The 16788-nt window shown below is 59.2% G+C and carries 14 protein-coding genes; 1 reads left to right on the top strand and 13 read right to left on the bottom strand.

The window, feature by feature from the left end; all coding sequences use genetic code 11:
* Window positions 1-9: 9 nt before the first annotated feature.
* From surE to ACOI8A_RS10850, 5 genes are read right to left on the bottom strand one after another with little or no spacing between them, the layout of a single operon-like run.
* Complete coding sequence (surE, locus tag ACOI8A_RS10870) at window positions 10-759, bottom strand: 5'/3'-nucleotidase SurE (RefSeq protein WP_420648311.1); 750 nt, start codon at window positions 757-759, stop codon at window positions 10-12.
* Window positions 747-1805 (bottom strand): tRNA pseudouridine(13) synthase TruD, encoded by a 1059-nt coding sequence (gene truD, locus ACOI8A_RS10865; protein ID WP_420648312.1) that lies wholly within the window; start codon window positions 1803-1805, stop codon window positions 747-749. Before truD ends, surE begins: the two co-directional genes overlap by 13 nt.
* A complete protein-coding gene (ispF, locus tag ACOI8A_RS10860; RefSeq protein ID WP_420648313.1) occupies window positions 1802-2275 on the bottom strand; it encodes a 2-C-methyl-D-erythritol 2,4-cyclodiphosphate synthase in 474 nt (157 codons plus the stop codon). The genes truD and ispF overlap by 4 nt, the downstream gene beginning before the upstream one ends.
* A 44-nt stretch (window positions 2276-2319) precedes the next feature.
* Window positions 2320-3165 carry an S-formylglutathione hydrolase gene (gene fghA, locus ACOI8A_RS10855; RefSeq protein ID WP_420648314.1) on the bottom strand — a complete coding sequence of 282 codons (846 nt, stop codon included), beginning with the start codon at window positions 3163-3165 and terminating at the stop codon, window positions 2320-2322.
* A gap of 59 nt (window positions 3166-3224) precedes the next feature.
* On the bottom strand, window positions 3225-4337 hold the full coding sequence (locus tag ACOI8A_RS10850; RefSeq protein WP_420648315.1) for an S-(hydroxymethyl)glutathione dehydrogenase/class III alcohol dehydrogenase: 1113 nt from the start codon (window positions 4335-4337) through the stop codon (window positions 3225-3227).
* Between the two features lie 116 nt (window positions 4338-4453).
* On the opposite strand from ACOI8A_RS10850, the gene ACOI8A_RS10845 reads away from it, so the two are divergent.
* Window positions 4454-5350, top strand: coding sequence for a LysR substrate-binding domain-containing protein (locus ACOI8A_RS10845; protein ID WP_420648316.1), 897 nt, complete (start codon window positions 4454-4456; stop codon window positions 5348-5350).
* Here ACOI8A_RS10845 and ispD read toward each other — a convergent pair.
* The 8 genes from ispD to dnaE all read right to left on the bottom strand — a co-directional run bounded on the left by ispD (window position 5347) and on the right by dnaE (window position 16765).
* Window positions 5347-6054 (bottom strand): 2-C-methyl-D-erythritol 4-phosphate cytidylyltransferase, encoded by a 708-nt coding sequence (gene ispD / locus ACOI8A_RS10840; protein WP_420648317.1) that lies wholly within the window; start codon window positions 6052-6054, stop codon window positions 5347-5349. The two genes, ACOI8A_RS10845 and ispD, sit on opposite strands and share 4 nt — an antisense overlap.
* A complete protein-coding gene (gene ftsB, locus ACOI8A_RS10835; RefSeq protein ID WP_007908838.1) occupies window positions 6051-6329 on the bottom strand; it encodes a cell division protein FtsB in 279 nt (92 codons plus the stop codon). The genes ispD and ftsB overlap by 4 nt, the downstream gene beginning before the upstream one ends.
* A gap of 169 nt (window positions 6330-6498) precedes the next feature.
* Window positions 6499-7788 (bottom strand): phosphopyruvate hydratase, encoded by a 1290-nt coding sequence (gene eno, locus ACOI8A_RS10830; RefSeq protein WP_042557893.1) that lies wholly within the window; start codon window positions 7786-7788, stop codon window positions 6499-6501.
* Window positions 7789-7944: 156 nt separating this feature from the next.
* A complete protein-coding gene (gene kdsA / locus ACOI8A_RS10825) occupies window positions 7945-8790 on the bottom strand; it encodes a 3-deoxy-8-phosphooctulonate synthase (protein WP_420648318.1) in 846 nt (281 codons plus the stop codon).
* Window positions 8791-8795: 5 nt separating this feature from the next.
* Complete coding sequence (locus tag ACOI8A_RS10820; protein WP_420648319.1) at window positions 8796-10427, bottom strand: CTP synthase; 1632 nt, start codon at window positions 10425-10427, stop codon at window positions 8796-8798.
* A 274-nt stretch (window positions 10428-10701) separates the two neighbouring features.
* Window positions 10702-12030, bottom strand: a complete 1329-nt coding sequence (gene tilS, locus ACOI8A_RS10815) for a tRNA lysidine(34) synthetase TilS (protein WP_420648320.1) — start codon at window positions 12028-12030, stop codon at window positions 10702-10704.
* A gap of 125 nt (window positions 12031-12155) precedes the next feature.
* Window positions 12156-13103: an acetyl-CoA carboxylase carboxyltransferase subunit alpha gene (locus ACOI8A_RS10810; protein WP_420648321.1), complete on the bottom strand. Its 948-nt coding sequence runs from the start codon at window positions 13101-13103 to the stop codon at window positions 12156-12158.
* A gap of 140 nt (window positions 13104-13243) precedes the next feature.
* Entirely contained in the window at window positions 13244-16765 is a 3522-nt protein-coding gene (dnaE, locus tag ACOI8A_RS10805; protein WP_420648322.1) for a DNA polymerase III subunit alpha, read from the bottom strand.
* Window positions 16766-16788: the final 23 nt, after the last annotated feature.

Here is a 16788-nt window from a genome sequence, read left to right as displayed (position 1 = left end):
CACGAGCCATCAGCCGAGTCCCTCCAGCCAGCCGTCGAGACTTCTGAAGGCATCATTAAAAGTGCGATCAAGCTGCAACGGCGTGATCGAAACATAGCCTTGCATCACAGCATGAAAATCGGTGCCCGGGCCGCCGTCTTCAGCGTCACCGGCAGCGGCAATCCAGTAGCCAGCCTTGCCGCGCGGGTCGACCACTTTCATCGGCGCCGCCGCGCGGGCGCGATGGCCCAGACGGGTCAGCTGAATCCCGCGAATGTGATCGATGGGCAGATTGGGAATGTTCACGTTCAACACCGTACGCGGTGGCAGATCGAGACCGGCATGGGCCTCGACCAGTTTGCGCGCAAAGTGGGCGGCTGTGGCGAGGTTGTCGACCTGGCGCGACACCAGCGAGAAGGCGAAGGACGGACGCTCAAGGAAACGCCCCTCAAGAGCGGCCGCCACGGTGCCGGAATACAGCACGTCATCGCCCAGGTTGGCGCCGAGATTGATGCCCGAAACCACCATGTCCGGTTGCCGCTCCAGCAAGCTGTTAAGCCCCAGGTGCACGCAATCGGTCGGTGTGCCATTGAGGCTGATAAAGCCGTTGGCCAGATATTGCGGATGCAACGGACGGTCGAGCGTCAGCGAACTGCTGGCGCCACTCTTGTCCTGCTCCGGGGCGATAACCACGCACTCGGTGTAATCCGCCAGCGCAGCATAAAGCGCGGCGAGACCGGGTGCGGTTACCCCATCGTCGTTCGAAATCAGAATACGCATGGGCTGTCCGTCTGCCCCACCGGCACCAGATCAACGAGCTCGCGCACCAATACGGTGGCAAAGCATCCGGCCGGGAGGACGAATTCCAGTTGCAGAATGTCAGGCTCGGGATAATGCCACGTCAACCCGCCAATGGGCAGTCGAAGGATGCGACGTTCGTGGCTCATACCGGCGTTTATCAACCAATCGCGCAGATCCGCTTCACGGGCGGCAATTTTCTGCTCCAGATCATGGACAGCGCCAGCGGCTGGTGAGTCACCTTCGCCCCACTGCGGGCCGGTCGGATGCAGATCGAGAATCGCCAGACGCGGGTCGCTGCACTCGGCCTCACCGGCCGGAAAAAAGCTGCGGCTGTCGGTAAACGCCAGCAGATCACCGACCAGAGCACGCTGCCAGGTGCCATCGGCAACCCGCGCCGCCAACACCTGATTGAACAGAAAACTGCGCGCGGTCGAGAGCAGGCGCGAGCGCACGTTGCGCTGCTCCGGCAAGGCCTTGCGCGCTGCCCAGTCTCGAGCATCGACCACATTGCCGCCATCAAAGCCGAAACGCTGAGCGCCGAAATAATTCGGAATACCTTGTTTAAGGATCAGTTGCAGCCGTTCTTCGATCGCAGCCTTGTCGCCAGTGAACTGGGTCAGGCGCAGAGTGAAACCGTTAGCCGAGTGCGCCCCGCGTTGCAGCTTGCGCTTGTGGCGCGTGGTCTTGAGGATCTTCAGCGTGTCGTTTTCCGCCGCCGACAGATCCGGATCAGCCTTGCCCGGCAACTGCACGCTGAACCACTGACGGGTCAGCGCCTGGCGATCTTTCAGCCCGGCGTAGCTGACCGTGCGCAATGGTACGCCGTCAGCCTTGGCGATCCGCCGCGCGGCTTCTTCAGTGTTCAAGCCGCGTTTTTCCACCCAGATCCACAAGTGCTCGCCATCACCGCTGAACGGGATGTCGAGCACTTCATCGACCTGAAAATCTTCGGCGATGGCTTTCAGTACCGCGGTGCCGAGGGCGTCACCATAGGCGCGCGGGCCAAGCAATTGCAGTTCGTTCATGCGCGCAGCAACAGGGCAACGGAATGCACGGCAATGCCTTCTTCGCGACCGACGAAGCCGAGTTTTTCAGTGGTGGTGGCTTTCACGTTGACTTGATCCAGTTCTACTTGAAGATCCGCGGCAATCAGCGCGCGCATCGATTCGATATGCGGGGCCATTTTCGGCGCCTGGGCAACGATGGTGTTGTCAACGTTGCCGACTTTCCAGCCTTCGGCGTGGATCAACGCGACCACATGCCGCAGCAGAACACGGCTGTCGGCGCCCTTGAATTGCGGGTCGGTATCCGGGAAGTGTTTGCCGATATCACCCAGCGCCGCGGCACCGAGCAAGGCATCGCTCAAGGCGTGCAGCAGGACGTCACCGTCGGAATGAGCGAGCAGCCCGAAGCTGTGTGCAATGCGCACGCCGCCCAGAGTAATGAAATCGCCTTCAGCGAAACGGTGCACATCATAGCCGTGGCCAATACGCATAAAAAAAACGCCCCGATTTTTGTCAGGGCGTGATTCTACCTGCATTAGCCCTTGAGGGCGCGTGCATGATGCTGCAAGTGGTCGTCTATGAAGCTGGCGATGAAGAAATAGCTGTGGTCGTAGCCCGGTTGCAGGCGCAACGTCAGCGGATGACCCGCTTGTTTTGCCGCTTGTTGCAGGGCTTCGGGCTTGAGCTGATTCTCGAGGAAGTCATCGCGATCACCTTGATCGACCAACAACGGCAGCTTTTCATCAGCTTCGGCGATCAGCGCACAGGCATCCCATTCCTTCCACTTCGACCGGTCTTCACCCAGATAACGCGAGAAAGCCTTCTGGCCCCACGGGCAATCCATCGGGTTGTTGATTGGCGAGAACGCCGACACCGATTGGTAACGCCCCGGATTGCGCAAGGCACAGACCAGCGCACCGTGACCGCCCATTGAGTGGCCGCTGATGCTGCGTTTGTCCGACGCCGGGAAATGCGCTTCGACCAGTGCAGGCAATTCCTGCACGACATAGTCATGCATCCGATAGTGCCGCGACCAGGGTTCCTGCGTGGCATTCAGATAAAACCCGGCACCAAGGCCGAAATCCCACGCGCCATCCGGATCACCCGGCACATCCGGGCCGCGCGGACTGGTGTCCGGCGCAACGATGATCAGCCCGAGCTCGGCGGCCATGCGCAGCGCGCCGGCCTTATGCATGAAGTTTTCGTCGGTGCAGGTCAGGCCCGACAGCCAGTACAGCACCGGCAACTTGCCGCCCTGCTCTGCCTGCGGAGGCAGGTACACGGCAAACACCATGTCGCAACCGAGCACATCCGAGCGATGTCGATAGCGTTTGTGCCAGCCGCCAAAACTTTTCTGACAGGAGATGTTTTCCAGGTTCATGTAAAGACTCCTACGCGACTACGGCTGCTTACCTACGCAACCGTAGCTGTCGCGAATGATCAGAAATGAATGACGGTACGGATGCTCTTGCCTTCGTGCATCAGGTCGAATGCCTTGTTGATATCTTCCAGGCCCATGGTGTGGGTGATGAAAGTATCCAGCGGGATTTCACCGCTCTGGGCCATCTCGACGTAGCTTGGCAGTTCGGTACGGCCACGTACGCCGCCGAACGCCGAACCGCGCCAGACACGACCGGTCACCAACTGGAATGGACGAGTGGAAATTTCCTGACCGGCACCGGCCACGCCGATGATCACCGATTCGCCCCAGCCTTTGTGGCAGCACTCAAGCGCTGCGCGCATCAATTGCACGTTGCCAATGCATTCGAAGGAGAAGTCGACGCCGCCGTCAGTCATGTCGACGATCACTTCCTGAATCGGGCGATCAAAATCCTTCGGATTGACGCAATCAGTAGCACCAAGCTGCTTGGCGATTTCGAACTTGGCCGGGTTGATATCGATGGCAATGATTCGCGCAGCCTTGGCTTTCACTGCGCCGATGACTGCCGACAGGCCGATCCCGCCGAGACCGAAAATGGCCACGGTGTCACCCGGCTTGACCTTGGCGGTGTTGAGCACGGCGCCGATGCCGGTGGTGACGCCGCAACCGAGCAGGCAGACCTTCTCCAGCGGCGCGTCCTTGGCGATTTTGGCCACGGAGATTTCCGGCAGCACGGTGTATTCGGAAAACGTCGAAGTACCCATGTAGTGGAAAATCGTCTGACCCTTGTAGGAAAAACGCGAAGTGCCGTCCGGCATCAAGCCTTTGCCCTGAGTCGCGCGAATCGCCTGACACAGGTTGGTCTTGCCCGACTTACAGAATTTGCACTGGCCGCATTCCGGGGTGTACAGCGGAATCACATGGTCGCCGACGGCAACCGAGGTCACGCCCTCGCCGATTGCCTCAACGATCGCACCACCTTCGTGGCCGAGGATCGACGGGAAGATGCCTTCCGGATCGGCGCCGGACAAAGTGTAGGCGTCAGTGTGGCAAACCCCGGAAGCCACCACGCGCAGCAACACTTCACCGGCCTTGGGCATGGCAACATCGACTTCTACGATTTCCAGCGGTTTCTTGGCCTCGAAGGCAACGGCGGCGCGTGACTTGATCATGCTGACTCTCCAGTGAATCCATTAAATAAAAAAGCAGGCAGAGAGTGTAATACACAGCTCTACGATGAATAATCTGGACAAAAGCAAAACATTATTGCCATACAGGGATAATCCTGATGTCCGAAAACCGCTGGGAAGGCATTGACGAGTTTGTTGCCGTTGCCGAATGCAGCCAGTTCACCGCTGCCGCTGAACGCCTGGGGGTTTCTTCCTCACACGTCAGTCGACAAATCGTACGACTGGAAGAGCGTTTACAGACGCGCCTGCTGTATCGCAGTACCCGCCGCGTGACGCTGACCGAGGCCGGACAGACCTTTCTGCAACATTGCCAACGCCTGCAGGATGGACGCGAAGAGGCTTTGCGCGCGGTTGGTGATCTGACCAGCGAACCCAAAGGCATGCTGCGCATGACCTGCGCCGTGGCTTACGGCGAACGATTCATCGTGCCGCTGGTGACGCGGTTCATGGGTCTGTATCCGCAATTGCGCATCGACATCGAGTTGAGCAACCGCCAACTCGACCTCGTGCATGAAGGTCTCGATCTGGCGATCCGGCTCGGCCGTTTGCAGGATTCGCGGCTGGTGGCGACACGCTTGGCGCCGCGCCGCATGTATCTCTGCGCGTCACCTTCCTACGTCGAACGCTACGGTCGCCCACACAGTTTGTCGGAACTCAGTCGGCACAATTGCCTGATCGGCAGCTCCGACCAATGGCAGCTTGAACAGAATGGGCGGGAGTTTTCCCAGCGGGTGCAGGGCAACTGGCGTTGCAACAGTGGGCAAGCGGTGCTCGATGCGGCGCTGCAAGGGGTGGGGTTGTGTCAGTTACCGGATTACTACGTGCTGGAGCATCTGCACAGCGGCGCGTTGATTTCCCTGCTGGAAGCGCATCAACCGCCGAACACAGCCGTGTGGGCACTGTATCCGCAACAGCGACACTTGTCGCCGAAGGTGCGCAAACTGGTGGATTTTCTCAAGGAAGGCTTGGCCGAACGGCCGGAGTATCGGCTCTAGCGGCGGTTGGCCCAGCGCTGGCGCAGCGATTCAAGGTCTTCAGGACGGGTGACTTTGAGGTTGTCCGCGCGACCTTCGATCAGACGCGGTGCCAAACCGGCCCATTCCATTGCCGAGGCTTCATCGGTAATCACTGCGTCCGCTACCAGACTGTCCGCGAGCGCGCGGTGCAATGCGCCGAGACGGAACATCTGCGGCGTATACGCCTGCCAGATCACACTGCGATCCACGGTTTCAACCACGCGACCGTGCTTGTCGACCCGCTTGAGCGTGTCTTTCGCAGGCACCGCCAGCAGACCGCCAACCGGATCGTCCGCCAGTTCACTCAGCAGTTTGTCGAGATCGTCGCGGCTCAGATTGGGCCGTGCCGCATCGTGCACCAACACCCAGTCCTCATCGTCGGCACCTTGCGCATGCAGGTGCAGCAAAGCGTTGAGCACTGAACCGGAACGCTCGCTGCCACCCTCGACACGCTGAATACGCGAGTCGCTGGCGCAGGCCAGGTTCGGCCAATACGGATCATCAGAAGCAAGACTGACCACCAACCCCTTGAGGCTCGGGTGATCGAGGAAACAGCCGAGGCTGTGTTCGAGAATTGTGCGCCCACCCAGTTGCAAGTATTGCTTGGGACGGTCGGCGGCCATTCGGGCACCGACGCCCGCGGCAGGAATCACGGCCCAGAAGGCCGGCAGGGAATCGATCATTGGGCCAACTGGTAAAGAGTTTCGCCGTCCTTGACCATGCCCAGTTCATGGCGAGCTCGTTCTTCAACGGTCTCCATGCCTTTCTTCAGTTCACTGACTTCGGCGTCCATCACCCGGTTGCGTTCCAGCAAGCCTTCGTTCTCGGCGTGTTGATCGGCAATCTGCTGATTCAATTCGGCCACTTGCGCGAGGCTGCCATTGCCCACCCACAGGCGGTACTGCAAACCGGCCAGGAGCAAGAGCAAGACGAGAAACAACCAATAGGGACTGCGCATCGAATATCAGGTATCCAGTGAAAAAAGACAGCCGTGCAAAACTTGAAGCATCTGATAGCACGAAGCCTGGAAGATCCAGGCTTGTGCATATAAGGCATCAGATTAGTGGCAAATTCATCGCTGTCGCGAGTTTTTCGACACAATCCGCTGTCTTTTTACCAGCAATCGCTTAACCGCGGAACTCGGAGCGACCGTTGTACTTGGCTTTGCCATTCAACTGCTCTTCGATACGCAGCAGTTGGTTGTACTTGGAAACGCGGTCGGAACGGCACAGCGAACCAGTCTTGATCTGGCCAGCCGAGGTGCCCACGGCCAGGTCGGCAATGGTCGAATCTTCGGTTTCGCCCGAACGGTGCGAGATCACTGCAGTGTAACCGGCAGCCTTGGCCATCTGGATGGCTTCCAGCGTTTCGGTCAGGGTGCCGATCTGGTTGAACTTGATCAGGATCGAGTTGGCGATCTTTTTATCGATGCCTTCTTTCAGGATCTTGGTGTTGGTCACGAACAAGTCGTCGCCAACCAGCTGCACTTTCTCGCCGATTTTGTCGGTGAGGATCTTCCAGCCAGCCCAGTCGGACTCGTCCAGACCGTCTTCGATGGAGATGATCGGGTAACGCTCGGTCAGACCTTTGAGGTAGTCGGCGAAACCTTCAGCAGTGAACACCTGGCCTTCGCCGGACAGGTTGTATTTGCCGTCTTCATAGAACTCGCTGGCCGCGCAGTCCAGCGCCAGGGTCACGTCGGTGCCCAGCTTGTAACCGGCGTTGGCCACGGCTTCGGAGATCACTTTCAAAGCGTCTTCGTTGGACGCCAGGTTCGGTGCGAAACCGCCTTCATCACCAACAGCGGTGCTGAGGCCACGGGCCTTCAACACAGCTTTGAGGTGATGGAAAATCTCGGTGCCCATGCGCAGACCTTCCGAGAAAGACTTGGCGCCAACCGGCTGCACCATGAATTCCTGGATGTCGACGTTGTTATCAGCGTGCTCGCCACCATTGATGATGTTCATCATCGGCACCGGCATCGAGTAAACACCCGGCGTGCCGTTCAGGTTGGCAATGTGTGCGTACAGCGGCAGGTCCTGATCCTGTGCAGCCGCCTTGGCCGCAGCCAGGGAAACCGCGAGGATGGCGTTGGCGCCCAGGGTTGCTTTGTTTTCGGTACCGTCGAGCTTGATCATCGCGTGATCCAGCGCTTTCTGGTCGCTTGGGTCAGTGCCCAGCAGCAGATCGCGGATCGGACCGTTGATGTTGGCTACTGCCTTGAGCACGCCCTTGCCCAGGTAACGGCTCTTGTCGCCATCACGCAGCTCGAGTGCTTCACGCGAGCCAGTGGATGCACCGGACGGCGCGCAAGCGCTGCCGATGATGCCGTTGTCGAGAAGCACGTCCGCTTCCACGGTGGGATTGCCACGGGAGTCGAGAACTTCACGACCTTTGATGTCGACGATTTTTGCCATTGTTGTAAACACTCCAAAGTTGACGAAAACGACGCAGCTAGAGGAAATCTTCAATCGTCGGCAAGCGAGGTACAGCGGGCAGACTTGCAGACGACATCGCTCATGCCCGAGGGCATGAGCGACAAATCGTGCGGTACTTTACCGGAGATTCGAGTGTTACGCGGTTTCTACCGTCGGAAAACTCTTCACCAGTTCGTCCAGAGCTTTGAGCTGGGCCAGGAATGGCTCCAGTTTGTCCAGGCGCAAGGCACAAGGGCCGTCGCATTTGGCGTTGTCCGGATCCGGGTGAGCTTCGAGGAACAGACCGGCCAGCGACTGGCTGATGCCAGCCTTGGCGAGGTCGGTGACCTGGGCGCGACGGCCGCCAGCGGAGTCGGAACGACCGCCAGGCATTTGCAGCGAGTGGGTCACGTCGAAGAACACCGGGTATTCGAACTGCTTCATGATGCCGAAGCCGAGCATGTCGACCACGAGGTTGTTGTAGCCGAAGCTCGAACCACGCTCGCACAGAATCAACTGATCGTTACCCGCTTCCACGCACTTGCTGAGGATGTGTTTCATCTCGTGCGGTGCAAGGAACTGGGCTTTTTTGATGTTGATTACGGCGCCGGTCTTGGCCATTGCAACCACAAGGTCGGTCTGGCGCGACAGGAAGGCCGGCAACTGAATGATGTCGCAGACCTCGGCGACCACTGCAGCCTGTTCAGGCTCGTGGACGTCGGTGATGATCGGCACGCCGAAGGCTTCCTTGATGTCCTGGAAGATGCGCATGCCTTCTTCCAGGCCAGGACCGCGATAGGAGGTCACAGAAGACCGATTGGCCTTGTCGAAGCTGGCCTTGAACACGTAAGGGATACCGAGTTTTTCGGTAACCTTCACGTACTCTTCGCAAACCTGCATGGCCATGTCACGGCTTTCCAGCACGTTCATGCCGCCGAACAGCACCATGGGTTTGTCGTTGGCAATCTCGATGTCGCCGACGCGGATGATCTTCTGTGCCATCGGGGTTACGCCTTCTTCTGGTGTTGAGCCAATGCTGCCTTGACGAAGCCACTGAACAGCGGATGACCGTCACGTGGTGTCGAGGTGAACTCCGGGTGGAACTGGCAAGCGACGAACCATGGGTGATCCGCAGCTTCGACCACTTCAACCAGCGCTGCGTCAGCGGAACGGCCGGAAATTTTCAGGCCGGCTTCCATCATCTGTGGCAGCAGGTTGTTGTTCACTTCGTAGCGATGACGGTGACGCTCGACAATCACATCCTTGGCGTAGCAATCGTGCACTTTGGAGCCGGCTTCAAGCAGGCATTCCTGAGCGCCGAGACGCATGGTGCCGCCCAGATCGGACGCTTCGGTACGGGTTTCGACCGCGCCGGTAGCATCTTCCCACTCGGTGATCAGACCCACGACCGGGTGGCCGCTCTTGCTGTCGAACTCGGTGGAGTTGGCGTCTTTCCAGCCCATCACGTTACGTGCGAACTCGATGACCGCCACTTGCATACCCAGGCAGATGCCGAGGTATGGAATCTTGTTTTCGCGAGCGAACTGAACGGCAGTGATCTTGCCTTCCACGCCGCGCAGACCGAAGCCGCCCGGTACGAGGATCGCGTCAACACCTTCGAGCAAGGCAGTGCCCTGGTTCTCGATGTCTTCGGAATCGATGTAGCGCAGGTTGACCTTGGTGCGGTTGCTGATGCCGGCGTGACTCATCGCTTCAATCAGCGACTTGTAGGCATCCAGCAGCTCCATGTACTTGCCGACCATCGCGATGGTCACTTCGTGTTCCGGGTTCAGCTTGGCGTCAACCACTGCTTCCCACTCGGACAGGTCAGCGCTGCCGCATTGCAGGCCGAAACGCTCAACCACGAAATCATCCAGTCCCTGCGAATGCAGAATGCCCGGGATCTTGTAGATAGTGTCGGCGTCTTCCAGCGCAATCACCGCACGTTCTTCAACGTTGGTGAACTGGGCGATCTTGCGACGCGACGAAATGTCGATCGGGTGATCTGAACGGCAGACCAGTACGTCTGGCTGCAGGCCGATCGAACGCAGTTCCTTGACGGAATGCTGAGTCGGCTTGGTTTTGGTCTCGCCAGCGGTGGCGATGTACGGCACCAGCGTCAGGTGCATCAGCATCGCGCGCTTGGCGCCGACTTCGAAGCGCAGTTGACGGATGGCTTCGAGGAACGGTTGCGACTCGATGTCACCCACGGTGCCACCGATCTCGACCATTGCCACGTCAGCATCGCCCGCGCCTTTGATGATGCGGCGCTTGATCTCGTCGGTAATGTGCGGAATTACCTGGATGGTTGCACCCAGGTAGTCGCCACGACGCTCTTTGCGCAGCACGTGCTCGTAGACACGGCCGGTGGTGAAGTTGTTGTTCTGGGTCATGGTCGTGCGGATGAACCGCTCGTAGTGGCCCAGGTCCAGGTCAGTCTCGGCGCCGTCGTGGGTGACGAACACCTCACCGTGCTGGAACGGGCTCATGGTGCCCGGATCGACGTTGATGTACGGATCCAGTTTGAGCATGGTGACCTTAAGCCCCCGCGCCTCCAGGATCGCCGCCAATGAAGCCGATGCAATGCCTTTCCCCAAAGAAGAAACAACACCGCCCGTGACGAATATGTAGCGCGTCATGAAAAACCCTAGAAGTCTGCGTTAAAGCGGTACGAGCCGCCGGGGAAAGCGAAGGAAGGCCGAAGCCCCCGATCACCTGCATTAATCACAGTGCACCTTTCAAAAAAACCGCCGCGTTGGGACAGACCGGCAGGTGAAACACCGGTACGTTGCTCGCTACACATTTTTTGGAATCGCCCAGCAAAGACTGCTTGGTAATCGGCAACTCCTGCAATTCAGGCGAATCCACAGAAGTTGTATCAAGAAGGGAGCGTAGTCTACCGGAATGCCCCTTTCATCTCAAACCTTGATCTTCATCCGAGGGACCCCAATGCAATCGCCAGCCTTGCTGCGGATTGCCGTCGAGTCCCGGCAGGTTCGCCACCGCGAGCAATTCTTCGCCACGAAACAGCAGCGGCAATCTGCCACGCACGAAGCCCGGCACCGCGCGCTCATTAAGCAGGCGTTTGAGGTCACGATGGCCACGCTCGGCCAGATGCAGCACCTCACCGCCCTGCCGATAGCGAATGTGCAGCGGGCCTGCGGGAGCCGGACCGCTGAACATCACATGACCGTTATCGGCCAAGCGTAGTGCCTGCATCGGGTCATGCCAGAGCCCACTGACCACCGGTGTGCGCAGCCATTGATTGCTCAGCCACCACACACGGCCTGCGCTTCTGTGCAGTTCGCCATCCGCCAAACGCCAGATCGGCGAGGCGTCGCCGGTGGCGTTGCACAGATCCGTCCAACCCGACCAATGGTCAGTGTCTGGCAGTCGCGTCAGCGCTTGCAGCCAATGACCGAGCGCATTGCGCTGACGCGCGGGTGACAGCGTCGTCAGTGCGGTCATTTGCAAAGAAGGAATTCGCAGCCATTCGAATTCATGCGAAGTGTTGGCGCCAGCCAGATCGATCTGCGCCAGCTCGTCGAGCAATCCCTGCGCCTCACGCAGATGCGCGGCACTGCGCGCCATGCTCGCCTGTGCTCGCGGCCAGCGCGCGGTAAGCACCGGCATTGCCTGATGCCGCAGATAATTACGCGAAAACTGCTGATCCTGATTGGACGGATCTTCGATCCACTTCAGCTGATTGGCCTGCGCATAGGCTTCCAGCTCCGCGCGGGTAACGTCGAGCAACGGCCTTATCAGCCTGCCCTGCCCCAGCGGACGCTCGGCCGGCATGCCGGACAAACCACGCACGCCGGCGCCACGCAGCAGCCGGAACAGCAGAGTTTCCGCCTGGTCGTCACGGTGCTGCGCGGTCAGCAGGACATCATCGGCTTGCGTTATGGAACTGAACGCCACGTAGCGAGCATCCCGCGCGGCGCGCTCCAGGCTTGCACCCGCTTGCACCTGCACGCGAACCACCTGTAATGGGACGCCTAGCGCATCACAGAACGCCTGGCAATGTGCTGGCCACGCGTCGGCCGCAGGCTGGAGGCCATGATGGATGTGGATAGCGCTGAGCGCCGGCATGGGGCCAAATTTTGCGAGATGGGCGAGGATGTGCAAAAGGACGGTGGAGTCGAGACCACCGGAGAAGGCGATGCGCCAGTGAGGGGCGTTGCGCCAAGGCTCGAGATTCAGCAGAAGCCGGGAGAGCAGATCACTTTTCGAAGTATTCATGGAGATTGATCACTTCTCATAAAAACCTGTAGGAGCTGCCGCAGGCTGCGATCTTTTGATCTTAAAACAAACAAGGTCAAAAGATCGCAGCCTGCGGCAGATCCTACAGGGTTACTGCGGTCGACTTAGAGACCGTAGCTCATCAGTCGATCATAACGGCGCTTGAGCAGCGCTTCGTTATCGAACTTCTGCAACATCGCCAGTTGCGAACTCAGCTCGGCACGGATCGATGCAGCAGCCGCAGCCGGATCACGGTGGGCGCCGCCCAGAGGTTCGCCAATCACCTTGTCCACAATGCCCAGACCTTTCAGGCGCTCGGCAGTGATGCCCATTGCTTCTGCGGCATCCGGTGCTTTTTCGGCGGTTTTCCACAGAATCGAAGCGCAACCTTCCGGCGAGATCACCGCGTAGGTCGAATATTGCAGCATGTTCAGTTGGTCGCAGACGCCAATCGCCAGTGCGCCGCCGGAACCACCTTCACCGATAACAGTCGCGATGATCGGAGTTTTCAGGCGTGCCATGACACGCAGGTTCCAGGCGATGGCTTCGCTCTGGTTGCGCTCTTCAGCGTCGATCCCAGGGTAAGCGCCCGGCGTGTCGATGAAGGTCAGAATCGGCATTTTGAAACGCTCGGCCATCTCCATCAGACGGCAGGCCTTGCGGTAGCCTTCCGGACGCGGCATGCCAAAGTTGCGACGAACTTTCTCGCGCACTTCGCGGCCTTTCTGGTGACCGATGATCATCACCGGCTGCTCGTCGAGGCGAGCGATACCGCCAACGATTGCCGCGTCGTCAGAGAAGTGACGGTCGCCGTGCAGTTCGTCGAACTCGGTGAAGATATGTTCAATGTAGTCCAGGGTGTATGGACGCTTCGGGTGACGCGCCAGACGTGCGATCTGCCAGCTGGTCAGTTTGCCGAAGATGTCTTCGGTGAGCGTTTTGCTCTTGTCCTGCAGGCGGGAGATCTCATCGCCGATATTCAGCGAATTGTCATTACCGACCAAGCGCAACTCTTCGATCTTGGCTTGCAGGTCGGCGATCGGCTGTTCGAAATCTAGAAAATTCGGGTTCATAGGCGTCCGTCTTGGGTCGTGTCCCAAATGAGCTTGGGCCGGCCGGTTGTCTATTCGCGCCCTACCTTAAGGAAAAGGCGCGCTAAGGTCGAGATTAAAAATTCAGGTCGCGGGCAAGGCGCTTGGTGGCACCCTGCCGGTCAACGGTATTGGAGGAAGACGTTGTCTCGCCCGAACTGGTCACGCAGGGCTTGAATCAACGCATCCGCCGGATCGATTCGCCAGGTCTCGCCGAACGTCAGCAAGGTCTTCGCGTCGGGGCTGGTGTACTCCATGGTGATCGGGCACGCGCCGCGATGACGCTTGAGCAGGTCACCCAACCAGCGTAGCTGATCGCCCTTCAGATCCTGAGTCTGCAGCTTCAGACGCAAGCTTTCAGCCAGATTGGTGCGCGCATCTTCCATGCTCATCACGCGCTTGACCCGCAGGCGCAGGCCACCGGAGAAGTCGTCGTTGCTGACTTCGCCCTCGACCACCACCATCGCGTCGGTCTGCAACAGCGATTGCGCGGAGTGGAACGCTTCGGCAAACAGCGACGCCTCGATCCGTCCGGAGCGGTCGTCGAGGGTGATGAAGCCCATCTTGTCGCCCTTTTTGTTCTTCATTACCCGCAGGGCGATGATCATCCCGGCCACAGTCTGGGTGTCGCGGGCCGGTTTCAGGTCGATGATGCGCTGGCGGGCGAAACGGCGGATTTCGCCTTCGTATTCGTCGATCGGGTGACCGGTCAGGTACAGACCCAAGGTGTCTTTCTCACCTTTGAGCCGCTCCTTTAGCGTCAGCTCCTTGGCCTTGCGATGGGTCGCGTAAACATCGGCATCGGCCTCGACGAACAGTCCGCCAAACAGGTCGGCGTGACCGCTGTCATGGGTGCGCGCGGTTTGCTCGGCAGCCTTGATCGCCCCTTCCATCGCCGCCAGCAGTACCGCGCGATTGCGATCGATGTTGGCCTGATACGCCTTCTGCTCTTCATGGAAGTACGGACCGAGACGATCCAGCGCGCCGCTGCGGATCAGGCCATCGAGGGTGCGCTTGTTGATGCGCTTGAGGTCGACCCGGGCGCAGAAATCGAACAAATCCTTGAACGGCCCGTCCTGACGCGCCTCGGTGATCGCCTCGACCGGCCCCTCGCCCACACCCTTGATCGCGCCGAGGCCATAAATGATCCGGCCTTCGTCATTTACCGTGAACTTGAATTCCGAAGTGTTCACATCCGGCGCGTCGAGACGCAGCTTCATGGTGCGAATTTCTTCGATCAAGGTCACGACCTTGTCGGTGTTGTGCATGTCCGCCGACAGTACCGCAGCCATGAACGGCGCCGGGTAATGGGTTTTCAGCCAGGCAGTCTGGTAAGACACCAGACCATAGGCGGCGGAGTGAGACTTGTTGAAGCCGTAACCGGCGAATTTTTCCACCAGGTCGAAAATGTTACCGGCGAGGTCAGCGTCAATATTGTTGGTCTTGCAACCTTCGATGAAACCGCCGCGCTGCTTGGCCATTTCTTCGGGCTTTTTCTTACCCATGGCCCGACGCAGCATGTCCGCACCGCCGAGGGTGTAACCGGCCATGACCTGGGCAATCTGCATCACCTGTTCCTGATACAGGATGATGCCGTAGGTCGGTGCCAGAACTGGCTTGAGGCCTTCGTACTGGTAGTCCGAGTGCGGGTAAGCCAGTTCGGCGCGACCGTGCTTACGGTTGATGAAGTCGTCAACCATGCCCGATTGCAGCGGGCCCGGACGGAACAGCGCCACCAGTGCGATCAAGTCTTCCAGGCAGTCGGGCTTGAGCTTTTTGATCAGCTCTTTCATGCCGCGCGACTCGAGTTGGAATACCGCTGTGGTTTCGGCTTTTTGCAGCAGTTGATAAGTCGGCTTGTCGTCCAGCGGGATGAAGGCGATGTCCAGCGGCGGCTGATCGACCTTGGCGCGGTCGCGGTTGATGGTCTTCAGCGCCCAGTCGATAACCGTCAGGGTGCGCAGGCCGAGGAAGTCGAACTTCACCAGACCGGCGGCCTCGACGTCGTCCTTGTCGAACTGGGTCACCAGACCGTCGCCAGCCTCGTCGCAATAGATCGGCGAGAAGTCAGTCAGTTTGGTCGGCGCGATAACCACACCACCGGCGTGCTTACCGACGTTACGCACCACGCCTTCAAGCTTGCGCGCCATCTCCCAGATTTCAGCCGCTTCTTCATCGACCTTGATGAAGTCGCGCAGAATCTCTTCCTGCTCGTACGCTTTCTCGAGAGTCATGCCGACTTCGAACGGAATCATCTTCGACAGACGATCCGCCAGACCGTAGGACTTGCCCTGCACCCGCGCCACGTCACGCACCACAGCCTTGGCGGCCATGGAACCGAAGGTGATGATCTGGCTTACCGCGTTGCGACCGTATTTCTCGGCCACGTAATCGATTACCCGGTCACGCCCGTCCATGCAGAAGTCGACGTCGAAGTCGGGCATGGATACCCGTTCCGGGTTGAGGAACCGTTCGAACAGCAGGTCATATTCCAGCGGATCGAGGTCGGTGATCTTCTGCACATAGGCCACCAGCGAACCGGCACCCGATCCACGACCCGGGCCGACCGGCACGCCGTTGCTCTTGGCCCACTGGATGAAGTCCATAACGATCAGGAAGTAACCGGGGAAGCCCATCTGGATGATGATATCCAGCTCGAAATTCAACCGGTCAACGTAGACCTGACGCTTGGCCTCGTAGTCCTCGGTGGTGTCCTTGGGCAGCAGGACCGACAAGCGATCTTCCAGACCTTCGAACGATACCTTGCGGAAATATTCATCGATGGTCATGCCATCGGGAATCGGGAAGTTAGGCAGAAAGTGCGTGCCCAGCTTCACTTCGATGTTGCAGCGCTTGGCGATCTCGACGGTGTTTTCCAGCGCCTCGGGAATATCGCTGAACAGCTCAGCCATTTCTTCCGCGCTTTTCAGGTACTGCTGATCGCTGTAATTCTTCGATCGCCGCGGATCGTCGAGGGCGCGGCCCTCACCGATGCAAACGCGGGTTTCGTGGGCAGCAAAATCTTCCTGCTTGATAAAGCGTACATCGTTGCTCGCCACCAGCGGCGCGCCGAGCTTGTCGGCCAGGGCCACGGCGCCGTGCAGTTGTTCTTCATCGTTGGGGCGATTGGTGCGCTGGATTTCCAGATAGAAACGATCCGGGAAGACACTCATCCATTCGCGCGTCAGGGCCTCGGCTTCAGCGATGTTGCCGCTGATCAGGGCCATGCCGATTTCGCCCTCTTTCGCCGCCGAGAGCATGATCAACCCGGCGCTGGCCTCGGCCACCCACTCGCGCTCGATGATCACCGAGCCGTTGCGCTGGCCGTCGATGAAACCACGGGAAATCAGTTCGGTCAGGTTGCGATAGCCCTGAGCGTCCATCGCCAGCAGGCTGATCCGGCTCAGCGGCGCGTCCGGATCCTTGTTCGACAGCCACAGGTCGGCGCCGCAGATCGGCTTGATCCCGGCACCCATGGCGTTTTTATAGAATTTGACCAGAGAACACATGTTGTTCTGGTCGGTGACCGCAACGGCCGGCATGTTCAGGCTGTTCAGGGCCTTGACCAACGGCTTGATCCGCACCAGCCCGTCGACCAGGGAGTATTCAGTGTGCAGGCGTAGATGAACGAATGAAGCCGGCATAGTGATCCTGCATTTAGTCATGA

This window comes from Pseudomonas sp. P4795 (genome assembly GCF_048822895.1).
In the GTDB taxonomy this organism is placed as follows: Bacteria; Pseudomonadota; Gammaproteobacteria; order Pseudomonadales; family Pseudomonadaceae; genus Aquipseudomonas.
This window is presented reverse-complemented; position numbering and strand designations above follow the sequence as displayed.